The organism is Pseudomonas libanensis, from assembly GCF_001439685.1.
Taxonomy (GTDB): domain Bacteria; phylum Pseudomonadota; class Gammaproteobacteria; order Pseudomonadales; family Pseudomonadaceae; genus Aquipseudomonas; species Aquipseudomonas libanensis.
Genome location: NZ_JYLH01000012.1, coordinates 1 through 13,696, shown reverse-complemented (window position 1 = coordinate 13,696; position 13,696 = coordinate 1). Strand labels below are relative to the sequence as shown.

Below are 13,696 nucleotides of genomic sequence, written 5' to 3'. Positions count from 1 at the left end.
GGCAAAACCTGGATGCAAAATTGTTGCACGGGGGAGGGGGCGTCATCCCTGACGCCGCCGCAGCTTAGAGTCTATGAGATTGATTCTCAAGCGCTAAATCGCAAAGATCCGGGCTAGAGCAGTCGAGTGGCTTTCTTTAGGCGATAGTCTTTTGCTACCATGCGCGCCATCAAGCAACACACAGTCTTCATTAGCCTGAAGCCACGCCAGGGAAACTGGCAAAAAAAGACCCGGCCAAAGAGCCGGGTCAAAAACCGTGATTAGCCTGATGAGGAGATATTCCAAGAGTCCGACCTAAGGTCTCTTGGTCTATCGACTGATCTCGCGATCAGCTGGGTCCAATAATAATCATTATCATTTGCAAGTCAAATATTTTTATCCGTGGGATAGAAATATTTTTCCTTGACGCCTGTTACGCGTTCGCCTTGGCCACTGGCCCTTGCAATGACCGCTCCACCATCGCCTTTGCCATATCAATCAAATACACCACGGAAAACGCCAGGTCGCGTTGATTGCCTTGATGGCTGCACGCTGATTCATAGGCGGTTGCCGCTGCACTGCGCAACAGGTCCGAGGCATGCACCAAGGCTTCCTCCTGGCTGATGCCCGGTTTGATCAGGAACATGGCGTCATCCTGGGCCGGCGCCGACATCTCTTCTTTCAAGTAATAGTCCAGCGCGCGCTGGGCCGCAGCGCTGTTGTGCATGTCGTGCAATTCAATGTGCTCAGGTGTTTCGGGCAATGGATACGGGCTGTTCGTCATAAGCGGCAGTACTCCGGTGGGTGTCGAAATCCTTAGGCTTGATGATAGTACGTATCGTATTTATGTCGTTTTATGGATTACTACAAACTGTTTATTGCCCTGAAAAACACGTGCCGTATTGTCAGGCGCCATGGATAACTGGATAGCATTGGTCAAGGCCAACATGAAAGACCGCAAGGTCACGCAAGGCGAACTGGCGGAGCGCCTGGGCATGTCCCAGGGCGGTGTCGGCCACTGGCTCAACAAGCGCCGCGTACCGAGCCTGGCGGACATGAACCGGGTGCTCGCGGAACTGGGGTTGGGGGACCTGGAAGTGGCGCTCGAAATTCGCGAGCGGGCCGCAACAGAGGCGGCGTTGGAACGACGCTACAACCCGTATTTCCGCTACCCGGTCAGCGACTGGAAGCAGGCGTGTGAGTTGCGCGAAGAGCGGGCTGCCTATGGAACGAGTCGCTACGAATTGACCGATTACCACGCTCAGGGCAAGGCGTTCTGGCTACCAGTGACGAGCGATGCCATGACTGCCCCCACGGGCCTGAGCATCGGTGCCGGGATGATGATCCTGGTGGACCCGGCCATCGAGCCCGAACCCGGCAAACTGGTGGTTGCCCAATGGGCTGGCAGCCCCCAGGCGACCTTTCGCCAATTGCAGGAAGAAAGCGGCCAGCGTTACCTGGTGCCGCTCAATCCCACTTACCCCAAGGCGCTGCTCACCGAGGATTGCCGCATCCTGGGGGTGGTGGTGCAAGCCACGGCGAAGTTCTAGCCGGCCGTTTCAAGCTCCACCAACGCGCTGCCTTCAGCCACCATTTCACCTTCCAGGCAGAACAGTGCCTTGACCACCCCAGCCTGGGGCGCACGGATGCTGTGTTCCATCTTCATGGCTTCCAGCACTACTAGTTGAGTGCCAGCCTCGACGGTTTGGCCTACCTCTACCAACACGCGCACGATGCTGCCGTTCATCGGAGCGCTAAGACCGCCTTGATGGGATTGCCCGGCCTCCACCGCCGCAATCGGATCGAACAGGCTGACCGCATGCGTCTCACCGTCCCAACGCAGGTACAGGCTGCCTGCGTTGCGGACCGCCAGGTGAGCACGGCGCACCCCTTGGTGCTCGATCAGCAATTGCTCACCGCACAGCTGTGGCGCGTGCCCCGATAATGTCACCAGCCGATCCTGCCCATTGCAGCTCAGGTGCAGCGAAACCTCGGCCGGCAGGCCCGCACGAAAACCCTGGTTATTGGCCCACGGGCCATCGCCCATCGGCAGGCTCTGCATAAACGCCGAGCCCGCCGCCTGCCAGAACGCGTCGCTCAATGCGCCGGGCTCTGGCAACAGCTCTTCCTGGTAGCGCGGGATAAAGCCGGTATCCAGTTCGGCTGCCGCAAACGCGGGATGACCGATGATGCGTCGCAGAAAACCCAGGTTAGTCTTGAGCCCACCGACCGCAAATTCATCGAGCATGCTCAGTAACCGCAAACGCGCCTGTTCACGGTCTTCGCCCCAGGCAATCAGCTTGCCGAGCATTGGGTCGTAGAAGGGCGACACGTCGTCGCCTTGCTCGACACCGCTGTCCACCCGGCGGCCCGGGCCTGGGTCGGACTCGCGGTACAGCGCCAGGTGCCCGGTGGCCGGCAGGAAGTCATTGGCCGGATCTTCGGCATACAGCCGCACTTCAATCGCATGGCCGATCAACGGCACCTGGTCTTGAGTGATAGGCAGCGCCTCGCCCTGGGCCACCCGGATCTGCCAGGCCACCAGGTCGAGACCGGTGATGGCCTCGGTCACCGGGTGTTCCACTTGCAGTCGCGTGTTCATCTCCATGAAGAAAAACTCGCCACGGGCATCCAGCAGAAATTCCACCGTACCCGCGCCGACATAACCGATGGCCTGGGCCGCACGCACGGCTGCTTCGCCCATGGCCTTGCGTTGCTCGACACTTAAGCCCGGCGCCGGGGCTTCTTCGACGACCTTTTGGTGGCGACGCTGGATCGAGCAGTCGCGCTCATTGAGGTACAGGCAGTGGCCATGCTGGTCGGCAAACACCTGGATCTCGACATGCCGTGGCTTGAGCAGGTATTTCTCCACCAGCATCTGCCCATTGCCGAAGGATGACAGCGCTTCGCGCTGGGCAGAGGCCAGGGCTTCGGCCAATTGACTGACATCCTCGACCACCTTCATGCCCTTGCCGCCGCCGCCGGCCGTGGCCTTGAGCAGCACCGGGTAGCCGATACGCTCACAGGCGGCGCGGAAGGTTTCCAGGTCCTGGGCCTCGCCGTGGTAACCCGGCACCAGGGGCACGCCAGCGGTTTCCATCAGGGCCTTGGCCGCCGATTTGCTGCCCATGGCGTCGATGGCCGAGGCAGGCGGGCCGAGGAAAATCAAGCCGGCGGCCTCGATGGCACGGGCGAAGCCAGCGTTTTCCGAGAGGAAGCCGTAGCCCGGGTGGATTGCCTGGGCGCCGCTGGCGTGGGCGGCGGCGATCAGTTTGTCGATTTGCAGGTAGCTGTCGGTGGCTTTGCTGCCGCCCAGGTCGACACGGATGTCCGCCTCGCGACTATGGCGCGCATCGCGGTCGATGGCGCTGTGCACGGCCACGGTGGTCAGGCCCATGGCCTTGGCGGTGCGCATGACCCGGCAGGCAATCTCGCCACGGTTGGCCACCAGTACGGTGGTGAGTGTGCTCATGAACGCGGCTCCTGGGCTTGCCAGCTCGGCGCACGCTTTTGCAGGAACGCACGCAAACCTTCCTGGCCCTCGGCGCTCACCCGAATGCGTGCGATGGCGTTTTCGCAATAACGTCGCAGCGCAGGCGTGAGAGCTCCGTTACCCACTTCACGCAGTAAGTCCTTACTGGCGCGCATCGCCGCCGGGCTGTTTTGCAGCAGGTTTTCGACCCACTGGTCCACCTGCTGATCCAGGGTTTCGGCCGGATAACTTTCTGCCAGCAAGCCGATTTCCCGTGCTCGCTGGCCGCCGAACCGCTCGGCCGTCAGGGCATAACGACGGGCAGTGCGTTGGCCGATGGCCTGCACCACGAAGGGGCTGATCACCGCTGGCGCCAGGCCGATGCGCACTTCCGACAAACAGAACTGCGCATCATCGGCGCCAATGGCCATGTCACAGCAACTGATCAGGCCCAGGGCGCCACCGTAGGCCGCGCCTTGCACCACGGCCAGCGAGGGGATTTTCAGCTTGGACAGGTTATACATCAGCTCCGCCAGTTCACGGGCGTCGTCCAGGTTGGTGTGGTAGTCCAGCTCGGCCGATTGCTGCATCCAGGCCAGGTCGGCGCCGGCACTGAAATGCTTGCCGCGCCCGCGCAAGATCAAAAAACGCAGGGACGGGTCGCCTTGCACCCGGTCCAGGGCAATGATCAGTTCGCGGATCATCTCGGCGTTGAACGCGTTGTTCTTGGCTTCACGACTGAGCCACAGCGTGGCAAAGCCACGGCTGTCGGTGATCAGTTCGAGGGTGTTGAAGTCGTTCATGCAAGGATCTCCATGATAATGAGAGGCCTCCTGCAGGAGCGAGCTTGCCCGCGAAGGTCGTCAACGATAACGCGGGTATCCTGGATGTTCGCGTTGCCCTGACGTTCTTCGCGAGCAAGCTCGCTCCTACAGGTTACATGCGGAACACGCCGAAGCGGCTCGGCTCGATGGGGGCGTTCAGCGAGGCCGACAAGGCCAGGGCCAGTACGTCGCGGGTCTGCAACGGGTCAATGACGCCGTCATCCCACAAGCGCGCGCTGGAGTAGTAGGGGTGGCCCTGGGTTTCATACTGGTCGAGTATCGGTTGCTTGATTGAAGCTTCCTCATCGGCGCTGAACGCGTTGCCTGCGCGCTCGGCCTGCTCCCGCTTGACCTGCACCAGCACCCCGGCGGCCTGTTCGGCACCCATCACGCCGATGCGTGCGTTGGGCCACATCCACAAGAAGCGTGGGTCGTAGGCGCGGCCGCACATGCCATAGTTACCGGCACCAAAGCTGCCACCGATGATCACGGTGAACTTCGGCACCTTGGCGCACGCCACGGCGGTCACCAGCTTGGCGCCATGCTTGGCGATGCCGCCGGCTTCGTACTTCTGGCCGACCATGAAACCGGTGATGTTCTGCAGGAACAGCAGGGGAATCCCGCGCTGGCAGGCCAGCTCGATAAAGTGCGCGCCTTTCTGCGCGGCTTCGGCGAACAGGATGCCGTTGTTGGCCAGGATCGCAATCGGGTAGCCATGCAAATGCGCGAAGCCGCAGACGAGGGTGGTACCGAACAACGCCTTGAACTCATCGAACACTGAGGCGTCCACCAGCCGTGCGATCACTTCGCGTACATCGAAGGGCTGCTTGGCATCCGCCGGGACCACACCGTACAGCTCTTCGCTGCTGTACAGCGGCGCCACTGGCGGCCGTTGCACCAATTGGCCTTGCTTGCGCCAATTGAGGTTGGCCACGCTGCGCCGAGCCAGGGCCAGGGCATGTTCATCGCTGTCGGCATAGTGGTCGGCCACGCCGGAGATCTTGCAGTGCACATCGGCGCCGCCTAGGTCTTCGGCGCTGACCACTTCACCGGTGGCCGCCTTCACCAGCGGTGGCCCGGCAAGGAAGATCGTGGCTTGCTGGCGCACCATGATCGCTTCGTCGGCCATGGCCGGCACGTAGGCGCCGCCGGCGGTGCATGAGCCCATCACCACGGCGATCTGCGGGATGCCCTGGGCGCTCATGTTGGCCTGGTTGAAGAAGATCCGCCCAAAGTGCTCGCGGTCGGGGAACACCTCGTCCTGGCGCGGCAGGTTGGCGCCGCCGGAGTCCACCAGGTAGATGCATGGCAGGCGGTTCTGCTCGGCGATGGTCTGGGCGCGCAGGTGCTTTTTCACGGTCAGCGGGTAGTAGGAGCCGCCTTTGACCGTGGCATCGTTGGCGACGATCATGCATTCGACGCCTTCCACGCGACCGATGCCGGCAATGACTCCGGCCGCCGGTACGTCTTCGCCATACACCTGATAAGCCGCCAACTGGCTGAGCTCGAGAAACGGCGAGCCCGGGTCGAGCAGGCGATTGATACGCTCGCGGGGCAGCAACTTGCCCCGTGAGGTGTGGCGTTCCTGGGCCTTGGCGCCGCCACCTTGTTGCACGTGGGCGAGCAGGCTGTGCAGGGCGTCGACCTGTTCACGCATCGCCGTACTGTTGGCGGCGAACTCCGCCGAGCGTGGGTTGAGTTGGGTATGCAGGGTGGCCATGACGCGCTCCTTCAGCGGGTTTCGTTGAAGAGTTCGCGGCCAATCAACATCCGCCGAATCTCACTGGTACCGGCGCCGATTTCATACAGCTTGGCGTCGCGCAGCAGGCGGCCGGCGGGGAATTCGTTGATATAGCCATTGCCGCCGAGAATCTGGATCGCATCGAGGGCCATCTGCGTGGCGCGCTCGGCGCTGTATAGGATCACGCCGGCGGCGTCCTTGCGCGTGGTCTCGCCGCGCTCGCAAGCCTGGGCCACCGCGTAGAGATAGGCGCGGCTGGCGTTGAGCTGGGTGTACATGTCTGCGACCTTGCCCTGGATCAGCTGGAATTCGCCGATGCTCTGGCCGAACTGCTTGCGGTCGTGGATGTAGGGCACGATCAAATCCATGCATGCTTGCATGATCCCGGTAGGGCCGCCGGACAGCACCACGCGTTCGTAGTCCAGGCCGCTCATCAGCACTTTCACGCCGCCATTGAGCACGCCGAGGATGTTTTCTTCAGGTACCTCGACATCATCGAAAAACAGCTCGCAGGTGTTGGAGCCGCGCATGCCCAGCTTGTCGAATTTGTTGCTGCGGCTGAAGCCTTTCCAGTCACGTTCGACGATGAAGGCGGTGATGCCGTGGGGGCCTTTTTCCAGGTCGGTCTTGGCGTAGATCACATAGGTATTGGCGTCCGGGCCGTTGGTGATCCAGGTCTTGCTGCCATTGAGGACGTAGCAGTCGCCGCGTTTATCTGCGCGCAGTTTCATCGAGACGACGTCGGAGCCGGCATTCGGCTCGCTCATGGCCAGGGCGCCGACGTGCTCGCCGCTGATCAGCTTGGGCAGGTACTTGAGTTTTTGCTCGTGGTTACCGTTGCGGTTGATCTGGTTTACGCACAGGTTGGAGTGCGCGCCGTAGGACAGCGCCACCGACGCCGAACCGCGACTGATTTCTTCCATGCTCACCACGTGGGCCAGGTAACCCAGGCCGGCACCGCCGTATTCTTCCGGCACGGTGATGCCCAGCAGGCCCATGTCCCCGAACTTGCGCCACAGGTCGGCGGGGAACAGGTTGTCGATGTCGATCTGGGCCGCGCGCGGTGCGATCTCCTTGGCCACGAACGCCTGCACCTGGTCGCGCAGCATGTCGATGGTCTCGCCGAGGGCGAAGTTCAGGGACGGGTAATTCATGGACAGGCACCTTAATGTGAGCTTTGTTGTTGTGTGGGTTGGGCGCCAGGGGAGGGCGCTCACCTTTACGTTAACGTAAGCTTGCGTTACGGCGCTGTCAATCGTAGTTTACGTATACGTCAACCTACAAAAAAGACAACAGGGGTCGTTATGGATCAACCGAATCAGAGCTACAGCCGTGGCTCCCAGGACAAAGCCTTGCTGGCCATGACTATTGGCCAGGCCTTTGATCGCACCGCCGCGCAGTGTCCCGATGGCGAAGCCTTGGTGGTCCGCCATCAACAGCGGCGCTACACCTGGCGGCAACTGGCCGAGACGGTTGATCTGCATGCGCGGGCATTCCTGGCTTTGGGCATGCAAACCGGCGACCGCCTGGGCATCTGGGCACCCAATTGCGCCGAGTGGCTGATCTGTCAGGTGGCAAGCGCCAAGCTCGGGGTGATCCTGGTCAATATCAACCCGGCGTACCGCAGCAGTGAGTTGGACTACGTGCTCAAGCAATCCGGCTGCCAATGGCTGGTGTGCGCCGGTGCTTTCAAGACCTCCGATTACCACGCCATGCTCCAGGCGCTGAAGCCCGATTTGCGCGGCCTCATCAGCCTCGATCCCAGCCCGCCGCCGGGCTTCATGCCCTGGTCGCAGCTGTCGGGCCTGGGCACCGGTGTCCCGCCCGAGCAACTGCACAGCCGCGAGGCCAGCCTGCACTTCGACCAGCCCGTGAATATCCAGTACACCTCCGGCACCACCGGCTTCCCCAAGGGCGCCACCCTCAGTCACCACAACATCCTCAATAACGGCTACATGGTCGGCGAAAGCCTGGGCTTGACCACGCAGGATCGCCTGGTCATCCCGGTGCCGCTGTATCACTGCTTCGGCATGGTGATGGGCAACCTCGGCTGCATTACCCATGGCACCACCCTGATCTATCCCAATGACGGTTTCGACCCGTTGCTGACACTGACCGCCGTCGCCGAAGAACAAGCTACCGGCCTGTATGGCGTGCCGACCATGTTTATCGCCATGCTCGATCACCCGCGACGGGCCGAGTTTGACTTGGCCAGCCTGCGCACCGGCATCATGGCCGGGGCGACGTGCCCTATCGAAGTGATGCGCCGAGTCATCAACGAAATGCACATGAGTGAAGTGCAGATCGCCTACGGCATGACCGAAACCAGCCCGGTGTCACTGCAGACCGGTGCGGATGACGATATAGAGCGGCGCGTCACCACGGTGGGCCGCACCCAACCGCAACTGGAAACCAAGATTATCGATGAGGCCGGCAATACCGTCGCACGCGGGGTTATAGGTGAGCTGTGCACCCGTGGCTACAGTGTGATGCTCGGTTACTGGAACAACCCCGAAGGTACCCGCGAGGCCATCGACGACGCCGGCTGGATGCACACCGGCGACCTGGCAACCATGGATGAGCACGGCTACGTCTGCATCGCCGGGCGCAACAAGGACATGATTATTCGCGGCGGCGAGAACGTGTACCCGCGTGAACTGGAGGAATTCTTCTTCACCCATCCGGCCGTGGCCGACGTGCAGATCATCGGTATTCCGGATGAGCGCTATGGTGAAGAAATCGTCGCCTGGATCAAGTTCCACCCCGGCCATGTGGCCAACGAGCTGGAACTGTTGAGCTGGTGCAAGGACCGTATCGCCCACTTCAAGACGCCCAGGCACTTCAGGTTTGTGGAGGAGTTCCCCATGACGGTGACGGGCAAGATTCAGAAATTCCGCATGCGCGAAATCTCTATCGACGAGCTGCGAAAGCCGCCTCAGTAACACCAGAACGCACAAAGGGGACCCGAAGGTCCCCTTTAATTTGTCGTTGCCTGCTCTTTTCTTATTATTGAGGGGCGGCCTGTTGTTGTTTTTGGTAGCCGTGGCCCGTACCGCTGTTTTTGGCGACCCCCATCCGGGGTCAAGAGCAAACGTATTTTTTTGAACGCTGACCTGCTTCTTCGTAAACGATCCAACCAGTGGGTAGCTACCTGAGGTAGTTTTATTTTTCTCTATCCGGTTGCGGGTTGCGGCATGCCGTACCCTGAGAAGCCATCTTCTCCAAAAAAATCTGTTAGCTGCGTCTCTGCCGTGTTGTTTTTGTTATGTCAGAGTCGTTTCGTCTTATTTTTATTAGGTTTGGTGCTTTTTATTCTTGTTATGCCATAGAGATAGCAGAAGCCGTGCCAACTTTTTAAATCCCTTTAAAATCAACAAGTTAGTTTTTTCGTAGGAAATATCTTTACGTATGTGCGCTAAATTCTGTTCCCGCGTTACCCGCCGAGCAGGCTCGCGGTAACACATTGTCACAGCCGTGCTACCTCATCCGGCGTTACGGACCTTGGCCACACGCGAACCGGTCGGCCGCCCCAGCACTCTGCTGATCTGCTGGCCCGCGCCAATCAAGCGCTCCAGGTCGATACCCGTGTCGATACCCAGGCCGTTGAGCAGGTACAGCACATCCTCGGTGGCGACGTTACCGCTGGCACCTTTGGCATAGGGGCAACCGCCGAGGCCGGCGATAGAGCTGTCGAACACCTGGATACCTTCCAGCAGGCTGGCGTAGACATTGGCGATGGCCTGGCCGTAGGTGTCATGGAAATGCCCGGCCAGTTTGTCCCGCGGTACCTGGGCGCCGACCACTTCGAACAGCCGCCGGGTTGCCCCCGCCGTGCCGGTGCCGATGGTGTCGCCCAGGGACACTTCATAACAGCCCATGGCATACAGTTCACGCGCGACGGCCGCCACTTGCTCTGGGGCGATAGCGCCTTCGTACGGGCAACCCAGCACGCACGACACATACCCGCGCACGCTGATGCCATGCTGCCTGGCCGCGGCCATGATTGGCGCGAACCGCGCCAGGCTTTCACTGATGGAGCAGTTGATATTGCGCTGGGAAAACGCTTCGGATGCTGCGGCAAATACCGCAACTTCCTTGACCCCGGCCGCCAGCGCATCCTCAAACCCGCGCAGGTTCGGCGCCAGCGCGCCATAGGTCACGCCGGGCTTGCGCTGGATCTGTGCAAACACCTCGGCTGAGCCGGCCATTTGCGGCACCCATTTGGGCGAGACAAAACTGCCGACTTCGATATAGCTCAACCCGGCTTCGCTCAAGGCGTCCACCAGTTGGACCTTATCCGCCACGCTGATGGGCTGGGCTTCATTCTGCAAACCGTCGCGTGGGCCGACTTCCACCAGGCGTACGTGTGAGGGGAGGGACATGGCAGTTACCTTCTGGTCAATGGCCGGCTTGGCTGAGGGTGTGGGCGAGGGCTTGGGTGCAACGCTCTTCTGCGGTGTCCAGCTCGAGTTTCATTTGTTCGATATCCAGCAACTGTTGCTCAAGCTGTTCACGGCGTTCGGCGATCTTGGCCAGCATGCTGTTGAGTTGGATCTGGTTGCCGCCGGTGGGGTCGTAGAGTTCGATCAGCTCGCGGCATTCGGCCAGGGAAAAGCCGATGCGCTTGCCGCGCAGGATCAGCTTGAGGCTGACTTTGTCCCGCGCCGAGTAGATGCGCTCCTGGCCCCGGCGTTCCGGGGCCAGCAGGCCTTGTTCTTCATAGAAGCGAATGGCGCGGGTGGTGATGTCGAGCTCGCGGGCGAGGTCGGAGATGCTGTAGGTGGTGCTCATGGCGATGCTCAAGAAGGTCTTGGCACTAAGCTAATTGGAGGTTGACGTAAACGTCAAGGGGCATGCCCCCTCCCACAGGCGGACTCCTGCAACCTTAGGCTTGTTGTTTGTCGAGTTTCTTTTCATGGGCCGTCACCTGCTGGCATAGCTCGATCATCTGCTCGCGCATCCAGCGGTTCGCCGGGTCCTGGTCGGTGCTTTCATGCCAATACAGGTGGGTTTCTACCAGCGGTACGTCGTTGACCGGCAAATTGAACCAGTGCAGTTCATGACGGCGGGCGAAGCGCTCGGGTACGGTCATTACCATGTCGGTCTGCTGCAACACCTGGGAGGCCATCAGGTAATGCTGGGAACGCAGGGCGATCTTGCGCTGAATGCCCATCTTGCCCAGGGCCAGGTCCACATGGCCCAGCCCGTTACGGCGGCTGGAGATATGAATATGAGTCAACGCCAGGTAGTCATCCAGGCTGAACTTGTCCTTGCCCGCCATCGGGTGGCCTTTGCGCATGGCGCATACGTAGCGGTCTTCCATGAGCTTGACGTGACGCACCTGCGGGTCGGTGTTGAGCGGCGCATCCACGGCAAAATCCAGGCGCCCGGCCGCCAGTTCCTTGGTGGTCTCGCGGCGCTTGGACAGGAAACTCTCGATCACCACGGTCGGTGCCAGGCGGCGCAGGCGCTGGAACAGCTGCGGCAGGATCACCGCCTCGGTGAGGTCGGTCATGCTGATGCGGTAGGTCTTGGCCGCCTGCTGCGGGTTGAAGATGCGGCTTTCCTGCACCGACACCCGCAGCAACGACAGCGCATTGCGCACCGGGCCGATGATGTTCTGCGCCATGGGCGTGGGCACCATGCCTTGGGCGGTGCGCACGAACAACGGGTCGTTGAAGGTCTCGCGCAGGCGTGCCAGGGCGTTCGACACCGCCGGTTGGGTGATACCGACGATCTGCCCGGCGCGGGTCAGATTGGCTTCGGTGTAGATCGCATCAAAGACGATGAAGAGGTTGAGGTCGACCTTGCTCAGATTCATTTCGTTGCGCTCTTATTGTTAGAAGTCCATACGCCGATCATATATCGGTGATGAATGTTAATACACGCCGAGAATAGGCTAGGTAAATTATCAGCGCTGTTCTAGCATCGATTGCATGCCCTAAACAACCTCTCAGAGAAGGGAGCTGCCCATGGATTTCGCCTATTCGCCCAAGGTTCAGGAACTGCGTGAACGTGTCACCGCGTTCATGGACGCTTACGTCTACCCGGCCGAGCCGGTGTTCGAACGCCAGGTCAGCGAAGGTGATCGCTGGCAGCCCACCGCCATCATGGAAGAACTCAAGGCCAAGGCTAAAGCCGAGGGCTTGTGGAACCTGTTCCTGCCCGAATCCGAACTGGGCGCAGGGCTTACCAACCTTGAATACGCACCGCTGGCGGAAATCATGGGCCGCTCCTTGCTCGGCCCGGAGCCGTTCAACTGCTCCGCGCCCGACACCGGCAATATGGAAGTGCTGGTGCGCTACGCCAACGAAGAACAGAAACAGCGCTGGCTCGAACCGCTGCTGCGCGGTGAGATTCGCTCTGCCTTCGCCATGACCGAACCGGACGTGGCCTCCTCGGATGCCACCAACATGGCTGCCCGCGCCGAACGCCAGGGCGACGAGTGGGTAATCAACGGCAAGAAATGGTGGACTTCAGGTGCTTGCGACCCGCGCTGCAAAATCCTGATCTTCATGGGCCTGAGCAACCCGGATGCACCGCGTCACCAGCAGCACTCGATGATCCTCGTTCCTGTGGACACCCCCGGGGTGAAGATCCTGCGTCCGCTGCCGGTGTTCGGCTACGACGACGCGCCCCACGGCCACGCCGAAGTGCTGTTCGACAACGTGCGCGTGCCCTACGAAAACGTTTTACTGGGGGAGGGGCGTGGCTTCGAGATCGCCCAGGGCCGCCTTGGCCCGGGCCGTATCCATCACTGCATGCGCTCGGTCGGCATGGCTGAACGCGCCTTGGAATTGATGTGCAAACGCTCGGTCAGCCGCACCGCGTTCGGCAAGCCCTTGGCGCGCCTGGGGGGCAATATCGACAAGATCGCCGACTCGCGCATGGAGATCGACATGGCGCGCCTGCTGACCTTGAAAGCGGCGTACATGATGGACACCGTGGGCAATAAAGTGGCGAAAAGCGAAATCGCCCAGATCAAGGTGGTGGCGCCGAATGTGGCCTTGAAGGTGATCGACCGTGCGATCCAGATCCATGGCGGCGCCGGGGTTTCCAATGATTTCCCGCTGGCCTATATGTACGCCATGCAACGCACCCTGCGCCTGGCCGACGGCCCGGACGAGGTGCATCGTGCGGCGATCGGCAAGTTTGAGATTGGCAAGTATGTGCCGCGGGAGTTGATGCGTAGCGGGCAGTAGCACCGCGTCGCCTGCAATCGGGGGCAAGCCCCCTCCCACATTTTGACTGTATTCACAAATCCAAGTGTGGGAGGGGGCTTGCCCCCGATGAGCATAGGTATCTACGCAACTTTGTAGGCTGTAGCAGCCGACGGTAACCACGATGCGAAGCGAGTCGCTCTTGATCTTGATCTGCTTTTGATCTTAGGCGCCCCGTTAAACCACGCTGGCCGGAATTCGACAGGGGTTTGGGGGGTAAACCGGCAGGGATGCCGGTTTAGCAGCCCCGCGCCATGGATGGCGCGTGGCGGCGACCCCCCAAATCACTGGCGAATTACGGGCACACCGAGCCTGAGCGAGGTGCCGAGTGGTGCCCCCGGTGTCAGGATAGTTGTCGCCTCTCCTGGTTTACCCCCAAAAGCATACCGAGGGCGGAAAGAGACAGCTTGTGAAGTACTATTCACCCGAACGTAAAGCCGCATTGCTCAAGATGCTGCTT

Annotated in this window: 11 protein-coding genes; 3 read left to right on the top strand and 8 right to left on the bottom strand. The window is 60.9% G+C overall.

What is annotated here, in order from left to right:
* Positions 1-412: 412 nt before the first annotated feature.
* On the bottom strand, positions 413-763 hold the full coding sequence (locus tag TU73_RS18490; protein WP_057013429.1) for a DUF6124 family protein: 351 nt from the start codon (positions 761-763) through the stop codon (positions 413-415).
* 130 nt (positions 764-893) lie between these two features.
* Here TU73_RS18490 and TU73_RS18485 point away from each other — a divergent pair, with 130 nt between their 5' ends.
* Complete coding sequence (locus TU73_RS18485) at positions 894-1,529, top strand: LexA family protein (protein WP_057013428.1); 636 nt, start codon at positions 894-896, stop codon at positions 1,527-1,529.
* On the opposite strand, the gene TU73_RS18480 is transcribed toward TU73_RS18485, so the two are convergent.
* From TU73_RS18480 to TU73_RS18465, 4 genes are all read right to left on the bottom strand, one after another.
* The gene (locus tag TU73_RS18480) at positions 1,526-3,451 is read right to left on the bottom strand and encodes an acetyl/propionyl/methylcrotonyl-CoA carboxylase subunit alpha (RefSeq protein WP_057013427.1); all 1,926 of its coding nucleotides are present in this window, start codon (positions 3,449-3,451) and stop codon (positions 1,526-1,528) included. The two genes, TU73_RS18485 and TU73_RS18480, sit on opposite strands and share 4 nt — an antisense overlap.
* Positions 3,448-4,254, bottom strand: a complete 807-nt coding sequence (locus tag TU73_RS18475; RefSeq protein ID WP_057013426.1) for a gamma-carboxygeranoyl-CoA hydratase — start codon at positions 4,252-4,254, stop codon at positions 3,448-3,450. Before TU73_RS18475 ends, TU73_RS18480 begins: the two co-directional genes overlap by 4 nt.
* Before the next feature lie 133 nt (positions 4,255-4,387).
* Entirely contained in the window at positions 4,388-5,995 is a 1,608-nt protein-coding gene (locus TU73_RS18470) for a carboxyl transferase domain-containing protein (RefSeq protein ID WP_057013425.1), read from the bottom strand.
* Positions 5,996-6,006: 11 nt separating this feature from the next.
* Positions 6,007-7,170: an isovaleryl-CoA dehydrogenase gene (locus tag TU73_RS18465; protein ID WP_057013424.1), complete on the bottom strand. Its 1,164-nt coding sequence runs from the start codon at positions 7,168-7,170 to the stop codon at positions 6,007-6,009.
* Positions 7,171-7,320: 150 nt separating this feature from the next.
* On the opposite strand from TU73_RS18465, the gene TU73_RS18460 reads away from it, so the two are divergent.
* A complete protein-coding gene (locus tag TU73_RS18460) occupies positions 7,321-8,958 on the top strand; it encodes an AMP-binding protein (RefSeq protein WP_057013423.1) in 1,638 nt (545 codons plus the stop codon).
* A gap of 540 nt (positions 8,959-9,498) precedes the next feature.
* Here TU73_RS18460 and TU73_RS18455 read toward each other — a convergent pair.
* The 3 genes from TU73_RS18455 to TU73_RS18445 form a co-directional block, all read right to left on the bottom strand.
* Positions 9,499-10,398, bottom strand: coding sequence for a hydroxymethylglutaryl-CoA lyase (locus TU73_RS18455; protein WP_057013422.1), 900 nt, complete (start codon positions 10,396-10,398; stop codon positions 9,499-9,501).
* 16 nt (positions 10,399-10,414) lie between these two features.
* Entirely contained in the window at positions 10,415-10,807 is a 393-nt protein-coding gene (locus TU73_RS18450) for a MerR family transcriptional regulator (protein WP_057013421.1), read from the bottom strand.
* A 94-nt stretch (positions 10,808-10,901) separates the two neighbouring features.
* The gene (locus TU73_RS18445) at positions 10,902-11,837 is read right to left on the bottom strand and encodes a LysR family transcriptional regulator (RefSeq protein WP_043049963.1); all 936 of its coding nucleotides are present in this window, start codon (positions 11,835-11,837) and stop codon (positions 10,902-10,904) included.
* Between the two features lie 151 nt (positions 11,838-11,988).
* Between TU73_RS18445 and TU73_RS18440 the strand changes: the two genes are divergently transcribed.
* Complete coding sequence (locus tag TU73_RS18440; protein WP_043049964.1) at positions 11,989-13,218, top strand: acyl-CoA dehydrogenase; 1,230 nt, start codon at positions 11,989-11,991, stop codon at positions 13,216-13,218.
* Positions 13,219-13,696: the final 478 nt, after the last annotated feature.